The organism is Bradyrhizobium sp. Mp19 (assembly GCF_029952935.1).
GTDB classification, from domain to species: domain Bacteria; phylum Pseudomonadota; class Alphaproteobacteria; order Rhizobiales; family Xanthobacteraceae; genus Bradyrhizobium; species Bradyrhizobium elkanii.
Map to the genome: position 1 here is coordinate 457,456 of NZ_JASAUT010000001.1, position 13,888 is coordinate 471,343.

Genomic DNA, 13,888 nt, shown 5'->3' on the forward strand with positions numbered 1-13,888 from the left:
GCGGGTGCGGCGCCGTCTTGCGGACTCGCGCCATTCCTTCACCTCGTATAGATATTCACTATCGGAAGGAAAAGGAAAGTGGAGGACGGCCCTTGCGGTCGACCCCGACCAGCCGCGTCTCCGTGGCGGAAGCGATCCATCTGCCGCCGCCATTCACGCTCGTCCGGTTGCGTGAGAGCGGAGACGCCTTTGCTCACGCTTGCCGCATTGCACCTAAAAGCGGTGCCGGCACGCTGGTCTGCGTCGGGCGGTTCGATCTTGCCGAATTCGCCGTGGTGCTCGAGCCGGGCGAGCCCTTGGGCACCGCGCGGCGCGCCTTTTATGCGGGCATGGTCGCGCTCACCGACGCTCTGCGCGCCTATGCGCCGCCGCACAAGACGGTCGCGATCGGCTGGCCTGACACCGTCGTGATCGACGGTGGGCTGGTCGGCGGCGGACGGATGGGATGGCCGAGATCGGTGCGCGAGGACGAGCCGCCTGCCTGGCTGGTATTCGGTGCCATGATCCGGACGGTCGCAATGGCCGATCAGGGACCGGGCGTCCATCCGCTCGCGTCCGCACTGGATGAAGAGGGGTTTGGCGAAGCGGGAGCCGTGCAGGTGACCGAGAGCTTTGCGCGGCACCTGATGCGCGCGATCGATAGCTGGCAGACCGATGGCTTTGGCAGCCTCGCGCGCGATTATCTCAGCCGGGTTCCCCGCGAGCGGCGAACCGTGCTGCGGATCGATGACGGCGGCGATCTCCTCACGCGCCGCGTCGGTACCGACAGGATTGAACGCAGCGTGCTCGTCAAGGCGCTCGGAACGCCGTCCTGGTTCGATCCGAAGCTCGGAGGGCCGCGACTGTGAAACTGCTCCGCAGCATCGCGCTCGATCCCTCCGACACCTTCGTCTTCGATGTGGCGGCCGAGCCGGGCGAATGGGCCGTCTCGGGTGCCTTCCGCTTCTGCGACCAGGATCCGACGAAGCTGACCGGCAAGGCGCGCGTCGCTTTCCGCAGCGGCTTCCTCGGAGTGCAATCCTGGGGCTGGTCGACGCTGGTGCAGATTGTGCCTGCGACCGAGAACGATTGCAGCGCACTGATCGACCGCCTCGCGAGGCAGCTGATCGATCGTTTCGGTGCGCCGGATCTGGCAACCGCGCGGACCGCCGCGGAGGAGGAGGTCGCCTTCGCGCAGTCGCTCTGCAACCATCCGGTCAGCTCGCTCATTGCCGTTCACCGTTCGGTGAGCGACGGCGAAGTCCGGGAATCGTTCCGCAGGCTGCAACTGCGCCAGGGTCAGGGACACAGCAAGGCGTTCTCGTTCATGGAAGTCGAGGACGATGTCGAGCCCGACGCTGATCTCAAGCTTGCCGATATGCGCGGGGAGTCGCAGCACCGATGAATGATTTCTGGATCGCGTGCGGCCACCATCTGCTCGATCGCGACGAGAACGGCGGGCTTTGCGTCACCGACGAGTTCCTGAAGGCCTATTTCGTTCGTCCGGAGCTGATTCCGCCGGATGAAGCATGCCCGGTCGAGCGGCGGCTGCACCGCGCGCTGCTCGCTTCTCCCCGCAGGCCGGTCGGCGCGGAAGAGATTGAAGCGATTGTCGATGCGGATGCCCGGGAGAACTGGCGGCTCGTGCTTGCCTTCCGCGATCTCCTTGTGCGGCATCCGACGCTGGAGCAGGCCTATCTTGCAACCGTCCGGTCCGGGACGAACGACTTGCCGCCGCTGTTCGTCAATCAGCTCATCCACGTGATCCTGCGCAATGCGCTCGACGGCTGCGATGATCCATTCGTGCTGCGCGCAGCCGAGCTGTTCTTCCGCCCGCAGCGCATCCTGCCGCAGGAGCAGGCCCTGCTGCTCGGCGATGAAGAGGTCGTCGGGGGACAGACTCCGACCCCGGTGCTCTCGCTGATGTCGATGCTGGGGGCGGTGACCGATGCCGAGCTGGATGTCTTGCGCGAGGACAATGCCGGCGATTACTGGCGCCGGAGCGACCATTTCGACATGGCATTCGACCTTACCGCAGGCGGCCGCGGGCCGGCAGCGCTGGCGCAGGCGATGGTGCGCTGGATCTCCCATCTGCTCGGGATCGACGTCAGTATTGAGCCGCTGCGCGAGCTGCGTGATGCACGTCTCACCTGGTATGTCGGGCTCGACGCCGACGCGACCAGGCTCGGCGACCGTCTCTGGCACGGCGAGCAGCTCGACGACCGCAGCGCCGGACGTGTGCTCTCATTGTTCCGCCTGACATTTGCGGACACGAACGCGGCCGCAGACGAGATGCGGGGCGAGCCGGTTTATCTCATTCTGTCGATGAACGCCGATCAGAAGCTCCGGATGAAGCCGCAGAATTTGCTGACGGGGTTGCCGGTCAAACATCTGGAGATGGCGACATGAGCCCGGCTGCGCTGCCGCTAGTGCGCGTTCCCGTCGGCGTCGTGGTCGAGCGGCATCAGGCGGATTCGCCGTGGACCGACTTTGTCTGGCGCGCGGTTGCCGTTCTGCCCGACGAGCCGGACACCAAACCCTGGACCGTGCTTCGCGAAGAGAACGGGACGACGCTGTTTTATGCCGGCAGCGCCACGGTCGATCTCTATGGTTCCGAGACGGCGCGCTACCGCGACAATCTCGCCTCGGGCAGTCCGGGCATCTGGACGGTATTGTCGCCGGCGGAAGGCGCCTGGCCCTATTCGGTGGCTGCCGCGACCGCCGATCCTTCGGAAGGGGAGGCGTTCACGGAGGCCGGTGCGAATCTGGTCGAAGCCGTCCCCATGCCGGAGATGCTGCGTGAGCAGATTGAAAGCTTCATTGCCGAGCACCACGTCGAACGTGAGTTCTTCAAGCGCAAGCGCCGGCAGGCCGATCCGGAGGCGCTCGCGCGCCGTCAGCATGAAGGCGGACACGAATGAGTGAGGACAAGTTCCTGGCGCGCTGGTCCCGTCGCAAGCAGGAGGCGAACGCCACGCAGCCGGACCCGGCCATGCGCGACGACATGCAGTCGATGCTGCCGCCTGCCGTGAACGACGACGACACGGAATTCGACCTTTCGAGCCTGCCTTCGATCGACTCGATTACGTCGGCGACCGACATCACGGCATTCCTGCGCAAGGGAATTCCGCAGGAGCTGACGCGTGCGGCGCTTCGTCGCGCCTGGAGCGCCGATCCCGTCATCCGCGATTTTGTCGGGCTTGCCGAGAATGCGTGGGACTTCAACGACCCGACCGCGATGCCGGGCTTTGGCCCGCTGGATTGCTCCGAGGCAGAGCTCACCGCGCTCATCGACAGGATCGTCGGCGGCCTCAGCAAGCCGGCCGAGGCGCTGCCTGAGCCTTCGGTTGAAGTCGCGGATTCTTCGCAGGAATTGTGCGAGGTCGAGTTGCCGGGCATCGCGGCCGAAGAAGCCGCGACCACGGGATCCGCACCTGATCCTGTTGCAACGCAACGAACGGTCGCCGACAGCACCGAAAGCGAACGGCCGTCGGTTGAGCGCCGCACGCACGGCAGTGCGCTGCCCCGCTAGGGACCGCGACGAAAGGCCATAGCCTCGGACTATGGCGTCGATTGACCCCCCGTTGGACCGGGACTAGGCTTCGCTAGCGCTTTGTAACAAAAGAAAAATCAGCAGACGGGACTTGGATGGAGGTCCACGTGCGTGATGCTGGCCTTGAGCGAGCCATTGACGCCGCTGGCGGCGTTGCGGAGCTTGCGCGCAAAATCGGCATCAGCCAGCCCTCCGTTTCGAACTGGAGCAAGGTGCCCGCGCAACGGGTGATCGCTGTCGAAGCCGCCACCGGCATATCGCGCGATAATTTGCGGCCTGATCTGTACAGCGAACCGCTCCTCTCCGAACAGCCGATCGATTCTGTCGATGCCGCACGTGCGCAGGAGTATCTGCTGCTCGCGGCGCTGTTGTCCGCCGCACCATCGAAGAAACTGCTCGATCAACTGGCTGCATTGACCGTCGATGCGACCCCGCTCGGGCGCGCGCATGCCGCGCTGGCTGAATCCGCCGCCAATGCAGTCGCGGCCAAGGTCGAACGCGAATATTTCGATCTGTTCACGGGTCTTGGCCGCGGCGAGCTCTTGCCCTACGCCTCCTACTATCTGACCGGCTTTCTTAACGAGCGGCCGCTGTCGCGTCTGCGTGCCGATCTCGCTGCGTCCGGGATCGAGCGCATCGCGAACAATTCCGAGCCGGAAGATCACGCGGCTATCCTGTGCGAGATCATGGCAGGCTTCGCGGGAGGGCGTTTCCCGGCGCCGTTCGACACGCAGCGCGCCTTCTTCGGCAAACACGTCGCGTCCTGGATGGGGCGGCTGTTCGCCGACATCGAGCGCGCGGAGAGCGCCGTTTTCTATCGTACGGTCGGTGCGCTTGGTCGCGCCTTTATCGAGATCGAGACAGAAGCATTCACGTTCGCGAACTGACCTGCATCCGCAGGTCCAGGAGAGATGCGATGAGTGAAGACAGGACTACCACAGTCGGGCGCCGCGATTTCCTGCGCAAGGTCGGCGTCGGCACGGTGGGCGCCGGCGCGACACTCGCAACGCCGCTGGTCGGGGCGGCGCAAGCCGACAGCGAAACCAACGATGAGAAGCGCAAGGCGCGCTACAAGGAAACCGATCACGTCAAGGCCTTCTACCGCGTCAATCGTTATCCGGCCAAGGGAGGTTGACCGTGCTGATCAAGCGAACAAACCAGCGTTCCCTGCGCCAAGGCTCCGCCGCCAGCTTCCCTGCAGATCAAGCCGGTGGCCTCGACCGCCGCAGCTTCCTGCGCAAATCCGGTCTTGCCGGCGGCGCGCTCGCCGCGTTCGGCACCTTGCCGCTTGGCAGCGTGCGCAAGGCGGAAGCCGCGGTGGCCGGTCCGCTTACGGCGGGCGCGACCGTCCGCAAGAGTATCTGCACGCATTGTTCGGTTGGGTGCACGGTGACGGCCGAGGTCTTGAACGGGGTATGGATCGGCCAGGAGCCGAGCTGGGATTCGCCGATCAATCGCGGCTCGCATTGCGCCAAGGGCGCTTCCGTGCGTGAGCTCGTGCACAGCGAGCGGCGGCTGCGCTATCCGATGAAGCTGGTTGGCGGGCAGTGGACCCGCGTCTCCTGGGACACCGCGATCAACGAGATCGGCGACAAGTTCCAGGCTGTACGTGAGAAGTCGGGTCCCGATTCCGTCTATTGGCTCGGCTCGGCCAAGATGACCAACGAAGGCGCCTACCTGTTCCGCAAGCTCGGTGCGTTCTGGGGCACCAACAATACCGATCACCAGGCCCGCATCTGCCATTCAACCACCGTCACCGGCGTCGCCAACACCTGGGGCTACGGCGCGATGACCAACAGCTACAATGACATCCGCAATGCGAAGACGCAGGTCATCCTGGGCGGCAATCCGGCTGAGGCGCATCCCGTCTCGCTGCAGCATCTGCTCGAGGGCAAGGAGCTGCAAAAGGCCAACTTCATCGTCATCGACCCGCGCCTGACGCGCACCGCCGCGCACGCGACCGAATATGTGCGGATGCGGCCGGGTACCGACATTCCGGTGCTCTACGGCATGATGTGGCACATCCTGCAGAATGGCTGGGAGGACAAGGAGTTTATCCGGCAGCGCGTCTACGGTTTCGACGACCTCAAGAAGGAGGTCGAGAAATGGCCTCCTGACGAAGTCGAGCGCGTCACCGGGATTCCCGGCGAGCAGCTCAAGCGCGTTGCCAAGATGTTCGCCACCGAGAAGCCGGCAACGTTGATCTGGGCCATGGGCCAGACGCAGAAGACCGTCGGCACCGCCAATGTGCGGGCGAGCTGCATCGCGCTGCTGATGACCGGCAATGTCGGCAAGGCCGGCGCCGGCGCCAACATCTTCCGAGGCCACGACAACGTGCAGGGCGCGACCGATGTCGGGCTCGATATCGTCACGCTGCCGTTCTACTACGGCCTCGCCGAAGGCGCCTGGAAGCACTGGTCGCGGGTCTGGGAGGTCGACTATGACTTCCTGAAGTCGCGGTTCGATTCCAAGCAGATCATGGAAACCCCCGGCATTCCGTTGACCCGCTGGTTCGAAGCGGTGACGTTGCCGAAGGAACAGGTTGCCCAGAAGGACAACGTGAAGGCGGTGTTCGTGCAGGGACACGCCTCCAACAGCATCACCCGTATCCCCGAATCCCTCAACGGCCTGAAGGCGCTCGAGCTGCTCGTGATCGCCGATCCGCATCCGACGACCTGGGCCTCGCTCGCGGTCGAGGCGGGACGCACGGAAGGCGTCTACATTCTCCCGGTCGCCACCCAGTTCGAATGCAAGGGGTCTCGCGTCGCTTCTAACCGCTCGCTGCAATGGGGCGAGCAGATCGTGAAGCCGATCTTCGAGTCGAAGGACGATCTTGAAATCATCTATCTGATGGCGAAGAAGCTCGGCTTCGCCGACCAGATGTTCAAGAAGATCAAGGTCGAGAACAACCTGCCCGAGGCCGAGGACGTGCTGCGCGAGATGAACCGCGGCAGCTGGTCGACCGGCTATTGCGGACAATCGCCCGAGCGCCTCAAGGCGCACATGAAGAACCAGGCGAAGTTCGACATGCTGACGATGCGGGCGCCGAAGGACGATCCCGAGGTTGGCGGCGACTATTACGGCCTGCCTTGGCCGTGCTGGGGATCACCCGAGGTCAAGCACCCCGGCACGCCGCTGCTCTACAACACCAATCTGCACGTGATGGACGGCGGCGGCACGTTCCGGCCGCGGTTCGGCGTCGAGCGCGAGGAGAAGCTGCCGGACGGCACGACGCGGAAGGTGAGCCTGCTTGCGGACGGCTCTTATTCGTTGGGGTCGGGAATCCAGGATGGCTATCCGGAGTTCACGCTGGCGAGCCTGAAGAAGCTCGGCTGGGACACCGAGCTCACCGAAGCGGAAACGGCCGTGATCAACAAGATCAATCCGGCCAATCCGGACACGGTGTCGTGGTCGCTCGATCTGTCGGGCGGCATTCAGCGCGTCGCGCTGACGCACGGCTGCGTACCCTACGGCAACGGCAAGGCGCGCATGAATGCCTTCGGCTTGCCGGATCCGATCCCGGTTCACCGCGAGCCGATCTATACGCCACGCGTCGATCTCGTCGCCAAATACCCGACGCTGCCCGACGCCAAGCAGTTCCGGATGCCCAATATCGGATTCTCCGTGCAGAAGGCCGCGGTGGAGAAGGGCATTGCAAAGCAGTTTCCGCTCATCCTCTCGTCCGGCCGGCTGGTCGAATATGAGGGAGGCGGCGAGGAGACGCGCACCAACCCGTGGCTCGCCGAGTTGCAGCAGGACATGTTCATCGAGATCAATCCTGCCGATGCCGCCGATCGCGGTGTCAAGGACGGTGGCTGGGTCTGGGTCACCGGCGCCGAGAACAATTCCAGGGCAAGGATGAAGGCGCTCGTCACCGAGCGGGTCGGCAAGGGCGTTGCATGGATGCCCTTCCATTTTGGCGGCTGGCTTGCGGGCAAGGATCTTCGCGGCAATTACCCGAAGGGCACCGATCCGATCGTGCTCGGCGAAAGCGCGAACACGATCACCACCTACGGATACGATCCCGCGACGGGCATGCAGGAGCCCAAGGTCACGCTCTGCCAGATCGCGGCGGCATAAGGGAGCAACGACGATGGCACGTATGAAATTTCTCTGCGACGCCGACCGTTGCATCGAGTGCAACGCCTGCGTCACGGCCTGCAAGAACGAGCACGAGGTCCCCTGGGGCATCAACCGCCGCCGGGTCGTCACCATCGCCGACGGCAAGCCGGGCGAACGCTCGGTCTCGATGGCCTGCATGCACTGCACGGATGCGCCCTGCGCGGCGGTGTGCCCGGTGAACTGTTTCTATACCACCGCCGACGGCGTGGTTCTGCACTCCAAGGATCTCTGCATCGGCTGCGGCTACTGCTTCTACGCCTGTCCGTTCGGCGCGCCGCAATATCCGAAGGTCGGCAATTTCGGCTCGCGCGGAAAAATGGACAAGTGCACCTATTGTGCCGGCGGCCCCGAGGCCGATGGCAGCAAGGAAGAATACGAGAAATACGGTGCAAACCGGCTTGCCGAAGGCAAGCTGCCGCTGTGCGCGGAGATGTGCTCGACCAAGTCGCTGCTCGCCGGCGACGGCGAGATCATTGCGCAGATCTATAAGGAGCGCGTGCTGAAGCGCGGCTACGGCTCGGGCGCATGGGGCTGGAAGACCGCCTATCGCGAGACGATCGAGTCCTGACGACGACCTGGCGCGGGTCGCGTCGATATCGGGAGGACCTTATGGCGTGTTTTGCACGATTTGTTCGGCTCGTCATTGGCGTGGCCGGACTCCTGCTGCTCGTCTCCGCGGCTTCCCCGTCCATGGCCCAGCAGGTCAACCCGACCGCAAGTTCGGTCAAGGAGCAGCAGCTGCTGCAGGAACTGAACCGGGTGCAGGGACGCGTCAGCATTCCCGACCAGCGCTCGGGGGTTCTCGAGCAGCCGGCGGGCCGCGAATGGCGCGAGTTCCGGAACGTGACGCTGCGCTGGATCGGCGGCATCGCGATTCTTGGCATGCTCGCGGCGCTGGTCATCTTCTATCTCAGCCGCGGGATGGTGCGGTTGCAGAGCGGGCGTTCGGGCCGGACCATCGTGCGCTTTAGTGCGTTCGAGCGTTTCGTGCACTGGATGACGGCGACTTGCTTCATCATTCTGGCGATCTCGGGATTGAACGTCACTTTTGGACGTCCATTGCTTCTGCCGCTGATCGGCCACGAGGCGTTTTCCGAATGGTCGCAATGGGCAAAGTATGTTCATAACTATCTCAGCTTCCCGTTCACCATTGGCGTCGTGCTGATCTTCCTGATGTGGATCGCCGGCAATATCCCGAACAGGGCGGATGTCGAGTGGATCAAGCGCGGCGGCGGCATCGTCGGGCACGATCACCCGCCGGCCTATCGTTTCAACGCCGGCCAGAAGGCGGTCTATTGGATCGTGGTCATCGGCGGAGGTCTGGTGGCAGCGACGGGATATGCGCTGATGTTCCCGTTCTACCTGTCAGGCATCGAAGGGATGCAGCTCGCGCAGATCGTCCACTCCATTGTCGCGGTGCTCTTCACGGCAGTGATGCTGGCGCACATCTATATCGGCACGATCGGCATGGAAGGCGCGTTCGAGGCGATGGGAAGCGGCACCGTCGATGTCAATTGGGCCAGGGAGCACCACAGCCTCTGGCTTGAGGAGGAGAATGCGCGCGACGCCCGACCCCAGCCCTCCGTTACCGCGGCGGAGTAGGCGGGGCGCGCGCCTGTTCGACGCGGACGCGCTACAGCCGTACGCCCGTCGTCGCAAAGGCCTGTGCGACCGGCTCTTGCACGCGGTTTAGCGCCAACGCCCCGATCGCCGCCACAACGATGGCGACGACGCAGGCGAGCAAGAAGACTTTCATTGTCGTTCTCCCAAACTGATCGGGATGCCGTGAAAGTCTACACAAGATGGCGCGTCGCGAACAGCGCTGTCCCGTGCGCGTGAGCCGCCATCGCCCAAGCCGTGGGGCGCAAGCGGCGGCTTTCGGGACGCTGCACCATCGAGACGTCGCATCCCGCGTTAGGTTGCCTTGGCAACCAGCAGTTCGCGCGGAGCGTCGATTGATCTCGCATTTTTAACCTGAATGGGCTTCCTCAGTCGGTCCAATCCCTTCAAGGATCGGGCAATAAAAATAAACAAACCAAATGAATGGCTTAGGTTGAAAGTTCTTCGTGATCCCGATACTGGGTTGGACTGGCTGATCGTAAAGTCCGTAGATGATGTTTGCTCTCGGCACAGAGCGTGCGCGTGAGGGCCTGCGTCCCTCTCTAGAAGTCAAACTGGCGCTCCCGCCTGCGCGCTTGCTGAATTGGGTTTGATTCAGATCAACCCACGATGCGCTTCGATGCTCTCTCAATCGTGTGAGGTCCCGGGTCAGATGGGGAGCGTCGTGGCAGCCAGGAAGCACGCTTTGAGGGTCCTCCGCGCAACATTTATCGACGCCCAGGCAACGAGCCGGAGCGCCGCGCATGGGGTGCGGCCACCCCGAAGCGATGTCGCAACGGGTCAGCTTCATTCTCGAGCGCCTGCGGTTCGCTCGATGCGGATTGCAGGATGCGTTTTGAGCATCGCGGTCGTGCTGACGTCGACGAACTGTCTCGCGATGGAGTTTTCCCGTGTCCGAGGATGTTTTGGAGATGTTTTGAAGCTCAGTGGAGATGTCAGGGATGGGGACTTTGTCCGCTTTCGCGGATATCTGGCGACTGAGCGCCGGATCGTTGGCCTCGATCTCGATTCCCGAGGCGGGTCTCTCTACGAAGGCTTCCGAATCGCCATGCTCGCGCACCAGAGGCAAATCGCCACTTACGTTTCCGGAGAATGCGACTCGGCATGCGCTTTTATTTTCCTGGCGAGCAGGAAGCGTTATGTGGCGCCAAATGCCAAGATCGGCGTCCACTCGGTTTCCAATCTACACGGCAACGAGGACAGTCGAACGATTCGTGACACGATCAAGCTTGCGAGGTTGTCGGCCAAGCTCCGTATTGCTCCGGCGGCCATCGGCAAGATGGTGATGACTCCGCCGGGAAAGATCTCCTTCTTGAACAAGGAAGAGCTCGCTTCGCTGAAGGTCGTGGAGCGGAATCCGTTTGACCGCACCGCGCGCACGGCGGCCGAGGAACCGAAGAGCAGCTCCATGTGCGGCGCGGCGCCCTCGAAGAGCGCGTCGGAGCAGGAACGTCCGATGCGGAACGCCACCGGCTCGAAGGGAAGCTAGGACGCCGGTTGAGCGGACTTCGGCCGAACCGCTTCGCATGGCCCAATTGGGTCAGTCAAGCCGTCGCACGTGATCCTGACTGCTTGGCACAAGCTGCACTGGTCTCTCCATTCCACCGCGATCTAAAATGGCAGTCATGGGGTACCCCAGCGACAGATTTCGACGAGTGCGTGGCGTAAGCCAGCCGGCTGGCGTTCGCAATTGGCTGCATCGCTGGCTTGAATTGGCCGACGGCGATATTGCCTTCAGGGTCGTGGTCGTGACGGCCGGGATGCTGTCGACCGCGGCGATCGCCTTTGGATTGCTGTCGTCCTGAGCGAGCCTCATGTTGGCCATGCGCGGTGCCAAATTCGTCGTTCTGAGGTGCCTCGCCAGCGAAGCTCTGACAATATGAGCTATCGTCTTCAGCGCGACACGGATCATTCCCAGCGGCAATGAATGCACTTCAAATTGGCTGAAAAGTCGAACGGACGCAGAGACCGTCAGGCGGCCAGGTTGGGCGTCGGGGCCTGCGCCGCGATCTTCCTGTTTTGCTGCGCGCAACAGACGGCTGCGCTGCCGCTGACGCCGTTCCGCTATGAAGCCCAGGCTCAGCGGCATTGCCCCGGCGATAGCGTGGTCTGGCTCGATTTTCGGCGCGGATGCTACTACCTCAAAGGGCAAAGCCGCTATGCCAGGGGCTTCGATGGCGGCTTCGTGTGCAGGAATGAAGCGCGCGAGAGCGGCTACCGGCGTTCGCTGCTCGGCCTGCGGTGACATCACCGAAGGCCGCCCTGGCATCCGATGTCCAGACTACCATCCATAGTAGCGCGGCCGAGCGTAATAAGCCGGCGCATAGCCATAGCCTCCGCCCGGCGGGCAATAGTCGTAGCCATAGCCGTATCCACCGCCATAGTAGGGATACCCGCCATAGTAGGCCGAACTCGCGATGGCTCCGCCAACGAGCGCACCGGCGGCCGCGGCGCCCCAGCCTCGATAGCCCCATCCACGATAGCCTCCCCAGCCGCCGTAGCCTCGCCAACCGCGATAGCCCCAGCCGCCGCCGCGCCAGCCGCCCCAGCGCACCTGAAGGACGGTATTGTTCTCGACCATGCCCTTCATGGCCGCGACGTTGGTCGGCAGCGGCGCCGCCTGGCCAGCGCCAATGCCGACCATGCTCGCAAGCAGGATCAAGGCCAGCAGGGTCTTGGTATTCTTCATGACGTCCTCCACATCGGGGTGACACAGGCAGTCGTGATCGAAAGGCAGCCAAATCGAGAGCTGCTTTCCGGTCCATGAGCATGCCGAGCCTGTCAGCCGCGGCCGGCCGAAGCTTGATTTGAATCAAAGTGGCGAGGGGGCGGTGCGGACGATTGATCCTTCGCCTTGGGACAATTGCCGCGGATAGGCAGGCCGCCGCCCTATGGGGGCGCGATCGCGCTCGTGATCCCGACCGCGAACGCATCCCGGCGAAGTTGGAGCGCCCAGATTCCTGCCCGAACCGGGGCTGCCTCTTCGGTGAAAGTCCGGACGCCTCGCGCTTGATCTGAATCAAGCCGTGCGCGGCGAGGCGATGGCACCGCTTCCCGCGTAGCTGCTGATGCTCAATCGAAAGCACGCTCTTGAAAACCCTGCGCCAGCTCGTGACCGGAGACGAGTTCATCCAGCTCGCAATTCGCCTCGGATTGCTGGCGCTGCTGATCTACTGGTCGTTCGTCCTGGTCAGCCCGTTCGTGCCGATCCTGGCCTGGAGCGTGGTGCTCGCGGTCGCGCTCTATCCCGTCTTCACCTGGCTCGCAGCAATGCTCGGCGGCCATGCCGGCATCGCGGCGCTCGTGCTGACCTTGATCTCTCTGGGAGTCGTCATCGGGCCGGCGACCTGGCTCGGAATCGGAGCTGTAGAGGGGATGAAGGAGCTCGCCGAACAACTGGGCGCCGGCCACGTTGTCGTGCCGTCGCCGCCGCCCGAGATCAAGGATTGGCCGCTGATTGGCGGCCCACTCCATGAGATCTGGGATCGGGCGTCGACCAATTTGCGCGCCGTGCTGCGCGAGGTCGTGCCGCATCTGAAGCCGTTGGCCGGGACCCTGTTTGCGTTTGCCAGTGATGCCGGGATCGGGATGGTGAAGTTTCTGCTGGCGGTCGTCGTGGCAGGGTTTCTGTTTCCGTACGGCTCGCAGCTTGCAGCGGCGTGCCGGAGCTTCCTGTCCCGCATCGTGCCGGAGCAGAGCGAGCACTTCCTCGATCTTGCGGGTGCGACCATCCGGGCGGTCTCCCGCGGCGTCATTGGCGTTGCCGTCCTGCAATCGCTGCTGGCCGGCATTGGCTTCAAGCTGGCGGGGATCCCGAGCGCAGGGCTGCTGGCGTTTGTCGTGATGCTGCTCGCGATCGTGCAGATCGGGGCGGCAATCGTGCTGTTTCCGGTCATCATCTGGCTATGGTCGGCCAAGGACTTCCCGACGGCGCTCGCTCTCACGTTCTTCTTCCTGGTCGTCGGCGTCCTCGACAATGTGCTGAAGCCGCTGGTGATGGGGCGGGGCCTGACCACGCCGGCGCTCGTCATCTTCGTCGGCGTGATCGGCGGCACGCTCGCCCACGGCATCGTGGGCCTGTTCATCGGTCCAATCATTCTCGCGGTCGCCTGGGAATTGATCACGGCATGGATCCGGGACGACCGCGCCCGGCTGGCGGGAGAGCGATGATGCTGTTTCAGCTCCTCGTGGGATCGGCGGTGAGCGCGATCAACATCGCGATCCATTCGCTCTGGACGGTCGCGGCCATCGGGTTGCTTCGCAACGTTGCCTTGAGCGCGGCCGGCCGGGCGGGGCTACAGCTCAGCGGCGTGATGGTCGCCACCGCGCTTGCGCTGATGCTGGCTCACACGCTCGAGATCGTGGTGTGGAGCTTGGCCTATTGGGTGCTCGGCGCCGCGCCCGCCGGCAGCAATCTGCTCTATTTCGCCTTCGTGAACTACACCACGCTCGGCTATGGCGATGTTATCCCGGTCAAGCAGTGGCTGTTGATCGGACCGATGGCGGCCATGAACGGCATTCTCATGTTCGGGTGGTCGACCGCGGTCCTGTTCGAAGTGCTGCAAAAGACCATCGAGCGTCAGGAGGCGCTCACGAAATCCCCCTGACCTCGCG

General features: G+C 63.8%; 17 protein-coding genes. 15 read left to right on the forward strand and 2 right to left on the reverse strand.

Annotated features, from left to right (window positions below; translation table 11 throughout):
- Positions 1 to 92 precede the first annotated feature (92 nt).
- The 10 genes from QJT82_RS02045 to QJT82_RS02090 all read left to right on the forward strand — a co-directional run bounded on the left by QJT82_RS02045 (position 93) and on the right by QJT82_RS02090 (position 9,256).
- Positions 93 to 848, forward strand: a complete 756-nt coding sequence (locus QJT82_RS02045; RefSeq protein ID WP_035634239.1) for a biotin/lipoate--protein ligase family protein — start codon at positions 93 to 95, stop codon at positions 846 to 848.
- Positions 845 to 1,384: a DUF6505 family protein gene (locus tag QJT82_RS02050; protein ID WP_028345032.1), complete on the forward strand. Its 540-nt coding sequence runs from the start codon at positions 845 to 847 to the stop codon at positions 1,382 to 1,384. Before QJT82_RS02045 ends, QJT82_RS02050 begins: the two co-directional genes overlap by 4 nt.
- Positions 1,381 to 2,388, forward strand: a complete 1,008-nt coding sequence (locus QJT82_RS02055; protein ID WP_028345031.1) for a DUF6352 family protein — start codon at positions 1,381 to 1,383, stop codon at positions 2,386 to 2,388. Before QJT82_RS02050 ends, QJT82_RS02055 begins: the two co-directional genes overlap by 4 nt.
- Positions 2,385 to 2,900: a DUF3305 domain-containing protein gene (locus tag QJT82_RS02060; protein WP_028345030.1), complete on the forward strand. Its 516-nt coding sequence runs from the start codon at positions 2,385 to 2,387 to the stop codon at positions 2,898 to 2,900. The genes QJT82_RS02055 and QJT82_RS02060 overlap by 4 nt, the downstream gene beginning before the upstream one ends.
- Positions 2,897 to 3,511 (forward strand): DUF3306 domain-containing protein, encoded by a 615-nt coding sequence (locus QJT82_RS02065; protein WP_028345029.1) that lies wholly within the window; start codon positions 2,897 to 2,899, stop codon positions 3,509 to 3,511. The genes QJT82_RS02060 and QJT82_RS02065 overlap by 4 nt, the downstream gene beginning before the upstream one ends.
- Positions 3,512 to 3,639: 128 nt before the next feature.
- The gene (locus QJT82_RS02070; protein WP_028345028.1) at positions 3,640 to 4,419 is read left to right on the forward strand and encodes a Cro/CI family transcriptional regulator; all 780 of its coding nucleotides are present in this window, start codon (positions 3,640 to 3,642) and stop codon (positions 4,417 to 4,419) included.
- 29 nt (positions 4,420 to 4,448) lie between these two features.
- Positions 4,449 to 4,667: a twin-arginine translocation signal domain-containing protein gene (locus tag QJT82_RS02075; RefSeq protein WP_028345027.1), complete on the forward strand. Its 219-nt coding sequence runs from the start codon at positions 4,449 to 4,451 to the stop codon at positions 4,665 to 4,667.
- A 2-nt stretch (positions 4,668 to 4,669) separates the two neighbouring features.
- Positions 4,670 to 7,612 carry a formate dehydrogenase subunit alpha gene (locus QJT82_RS02080; protein WP_028345026.1) on the forward strand — a complete coding sequence of 981 codons (2,943 nt, stop codon included), beginning with the start codon at positions 4,670 to 4,672 and terminating at the stop codon, positions 7,610 to 7,612.
- 13 nt (positions 7,613 to 7,625) lie between these two features.
- Complete coding sequence (gene fdh3B, locus QJT82_RS02085) at positions 7,626 to 8,222, forward strand: formate dehydrogenase FDH3 subunit beta (protein ID WP_011088224.1); 597 nt, start codon at positions 7,626 to 7,628, stop codon at positions 8,220 to 8,222.
- A gap of 41 nt (positions 8,223 to 8,263) precedes the next feature.
- A complete protein-coding gene (locus tag QJT82_RS02090) occupies positions 8,264 to 9,256 on the forward strand; it encodes a formate dehydrogenase subunit gamma (protein WP_028345025.1) in 993 nt (330 codons plus the stop codon).
- Positions 9,257 to 9,287: 31 nt separating this feature from the next.
- On the opposite strand, the gene QJT82_RS02095 is transcribed toward QJT82_RS02090, so the two are convergent.
- A complete protein-coding gene (locus QJT82_RS02095) occupies positions 9,288 to 9,410 on the reverse strand; it encodes a hypothetical protein (protein ID WP_259244235.1) in 123 nt (40 codons plus the stop codon).
- A gap of 699 nt (positions 9,411 to 10,109) precedes the next feature.
- Between QJT82_RS02095 and QJT82_RS02100 the strand changes: the two genes are divergently transcribed.
- The 3 genes from QJT82_RS02100 (at position 10,110) to QJT82_RS02110 (ending at position 11,519) form a co-directional block, all read left to right on the forward strand.
- A complete protein-coding gene (locus tag QJT82_RS02100; protein WP_196238267.1) occupies positions 10,110 to 10,763 on the forward strand; it encodes an ATP-dependent Clp protease proteolytic subunit in 654 nt (217 codons plus the stop codon).
- Positions 10,764 to 10,929: 166 nt separating this feature from the next.
- On the forward strand, positions 10,930 to 11,079 hold the full coding sequence (locus QJT82_RS02105; protein ID WP_245288952.1) for a hypothetical protein: 150 nt from the start codon (positions 10,930 to 10,932) through the stop codon (positions 11,077 to 11,079).
- Positions 11,080 to 11,201: 122 nt separating this feature from the next.
- Positions 11,202 to 11,519, forward strand: coding sequence for a hypothetical protein (locus QJT82_RS02110; RefSeq protein ID WP_028345023.1), 318 nt, complete (start codon positions 11,202 to 11,204; stop codon positions 11,517 to 11,519).
- 36 nt (positions 11,520 to 11,555) lie between these two features.
- Here the strand turns inward: QJT82_RS02110 and QJT82_RS02115 are convergent, their stop codons facing one another.
- Positions 11,556 to 11,963 (reverse strand): hypothetical protein, encoded by a 408-nt coding sequence (locus tag QJT82_RS02115; RefSeq protein ID WP_259244233.1) that lies wholly within the window; start codon positions 11,961 to 11,963, stop codon positions 11,556 to 11,558.
- 401 nt (positions 11,964 to 12,364) lie between these two features.
- Here QJT82_RS02115 and QJT82_RS02120 point away from each other — a divergent pair, with 401 nt between their 5' ends.
- Together QJT82_RS02120 and QJT82_RS02125 are read left to right on the forward strand one after the other, a co-directional pair.
- On the forward strand, positions 12,365 to 13,444 hold the full coding sequence (locus QJT82_RS02120) for an AI-2E family transporter (RefSeq protein WP_028345021.1): 1,080 nt from the start codon (positions 12,365 to 12,367) through the stop codon (positions 13,442 to 13,444).
- Positions 13,444 to 13,881: a potassium channel family protein gene (locus QJT82_RS02125; protein ID WP_028345020.1), complete on the forward strand. Its 438-nt coding sequence runs from the start codon at positions 13,444 to 13,446 to the stop codon at positions 13,879 to 13,881. Before QJT82_RS02120 ends, QJT82_RS02125 begins: the two co-directional genes overlap by 1 nt.
- Positions 13,882 to 13,888 lie beyond the last annotated feature (7 nt).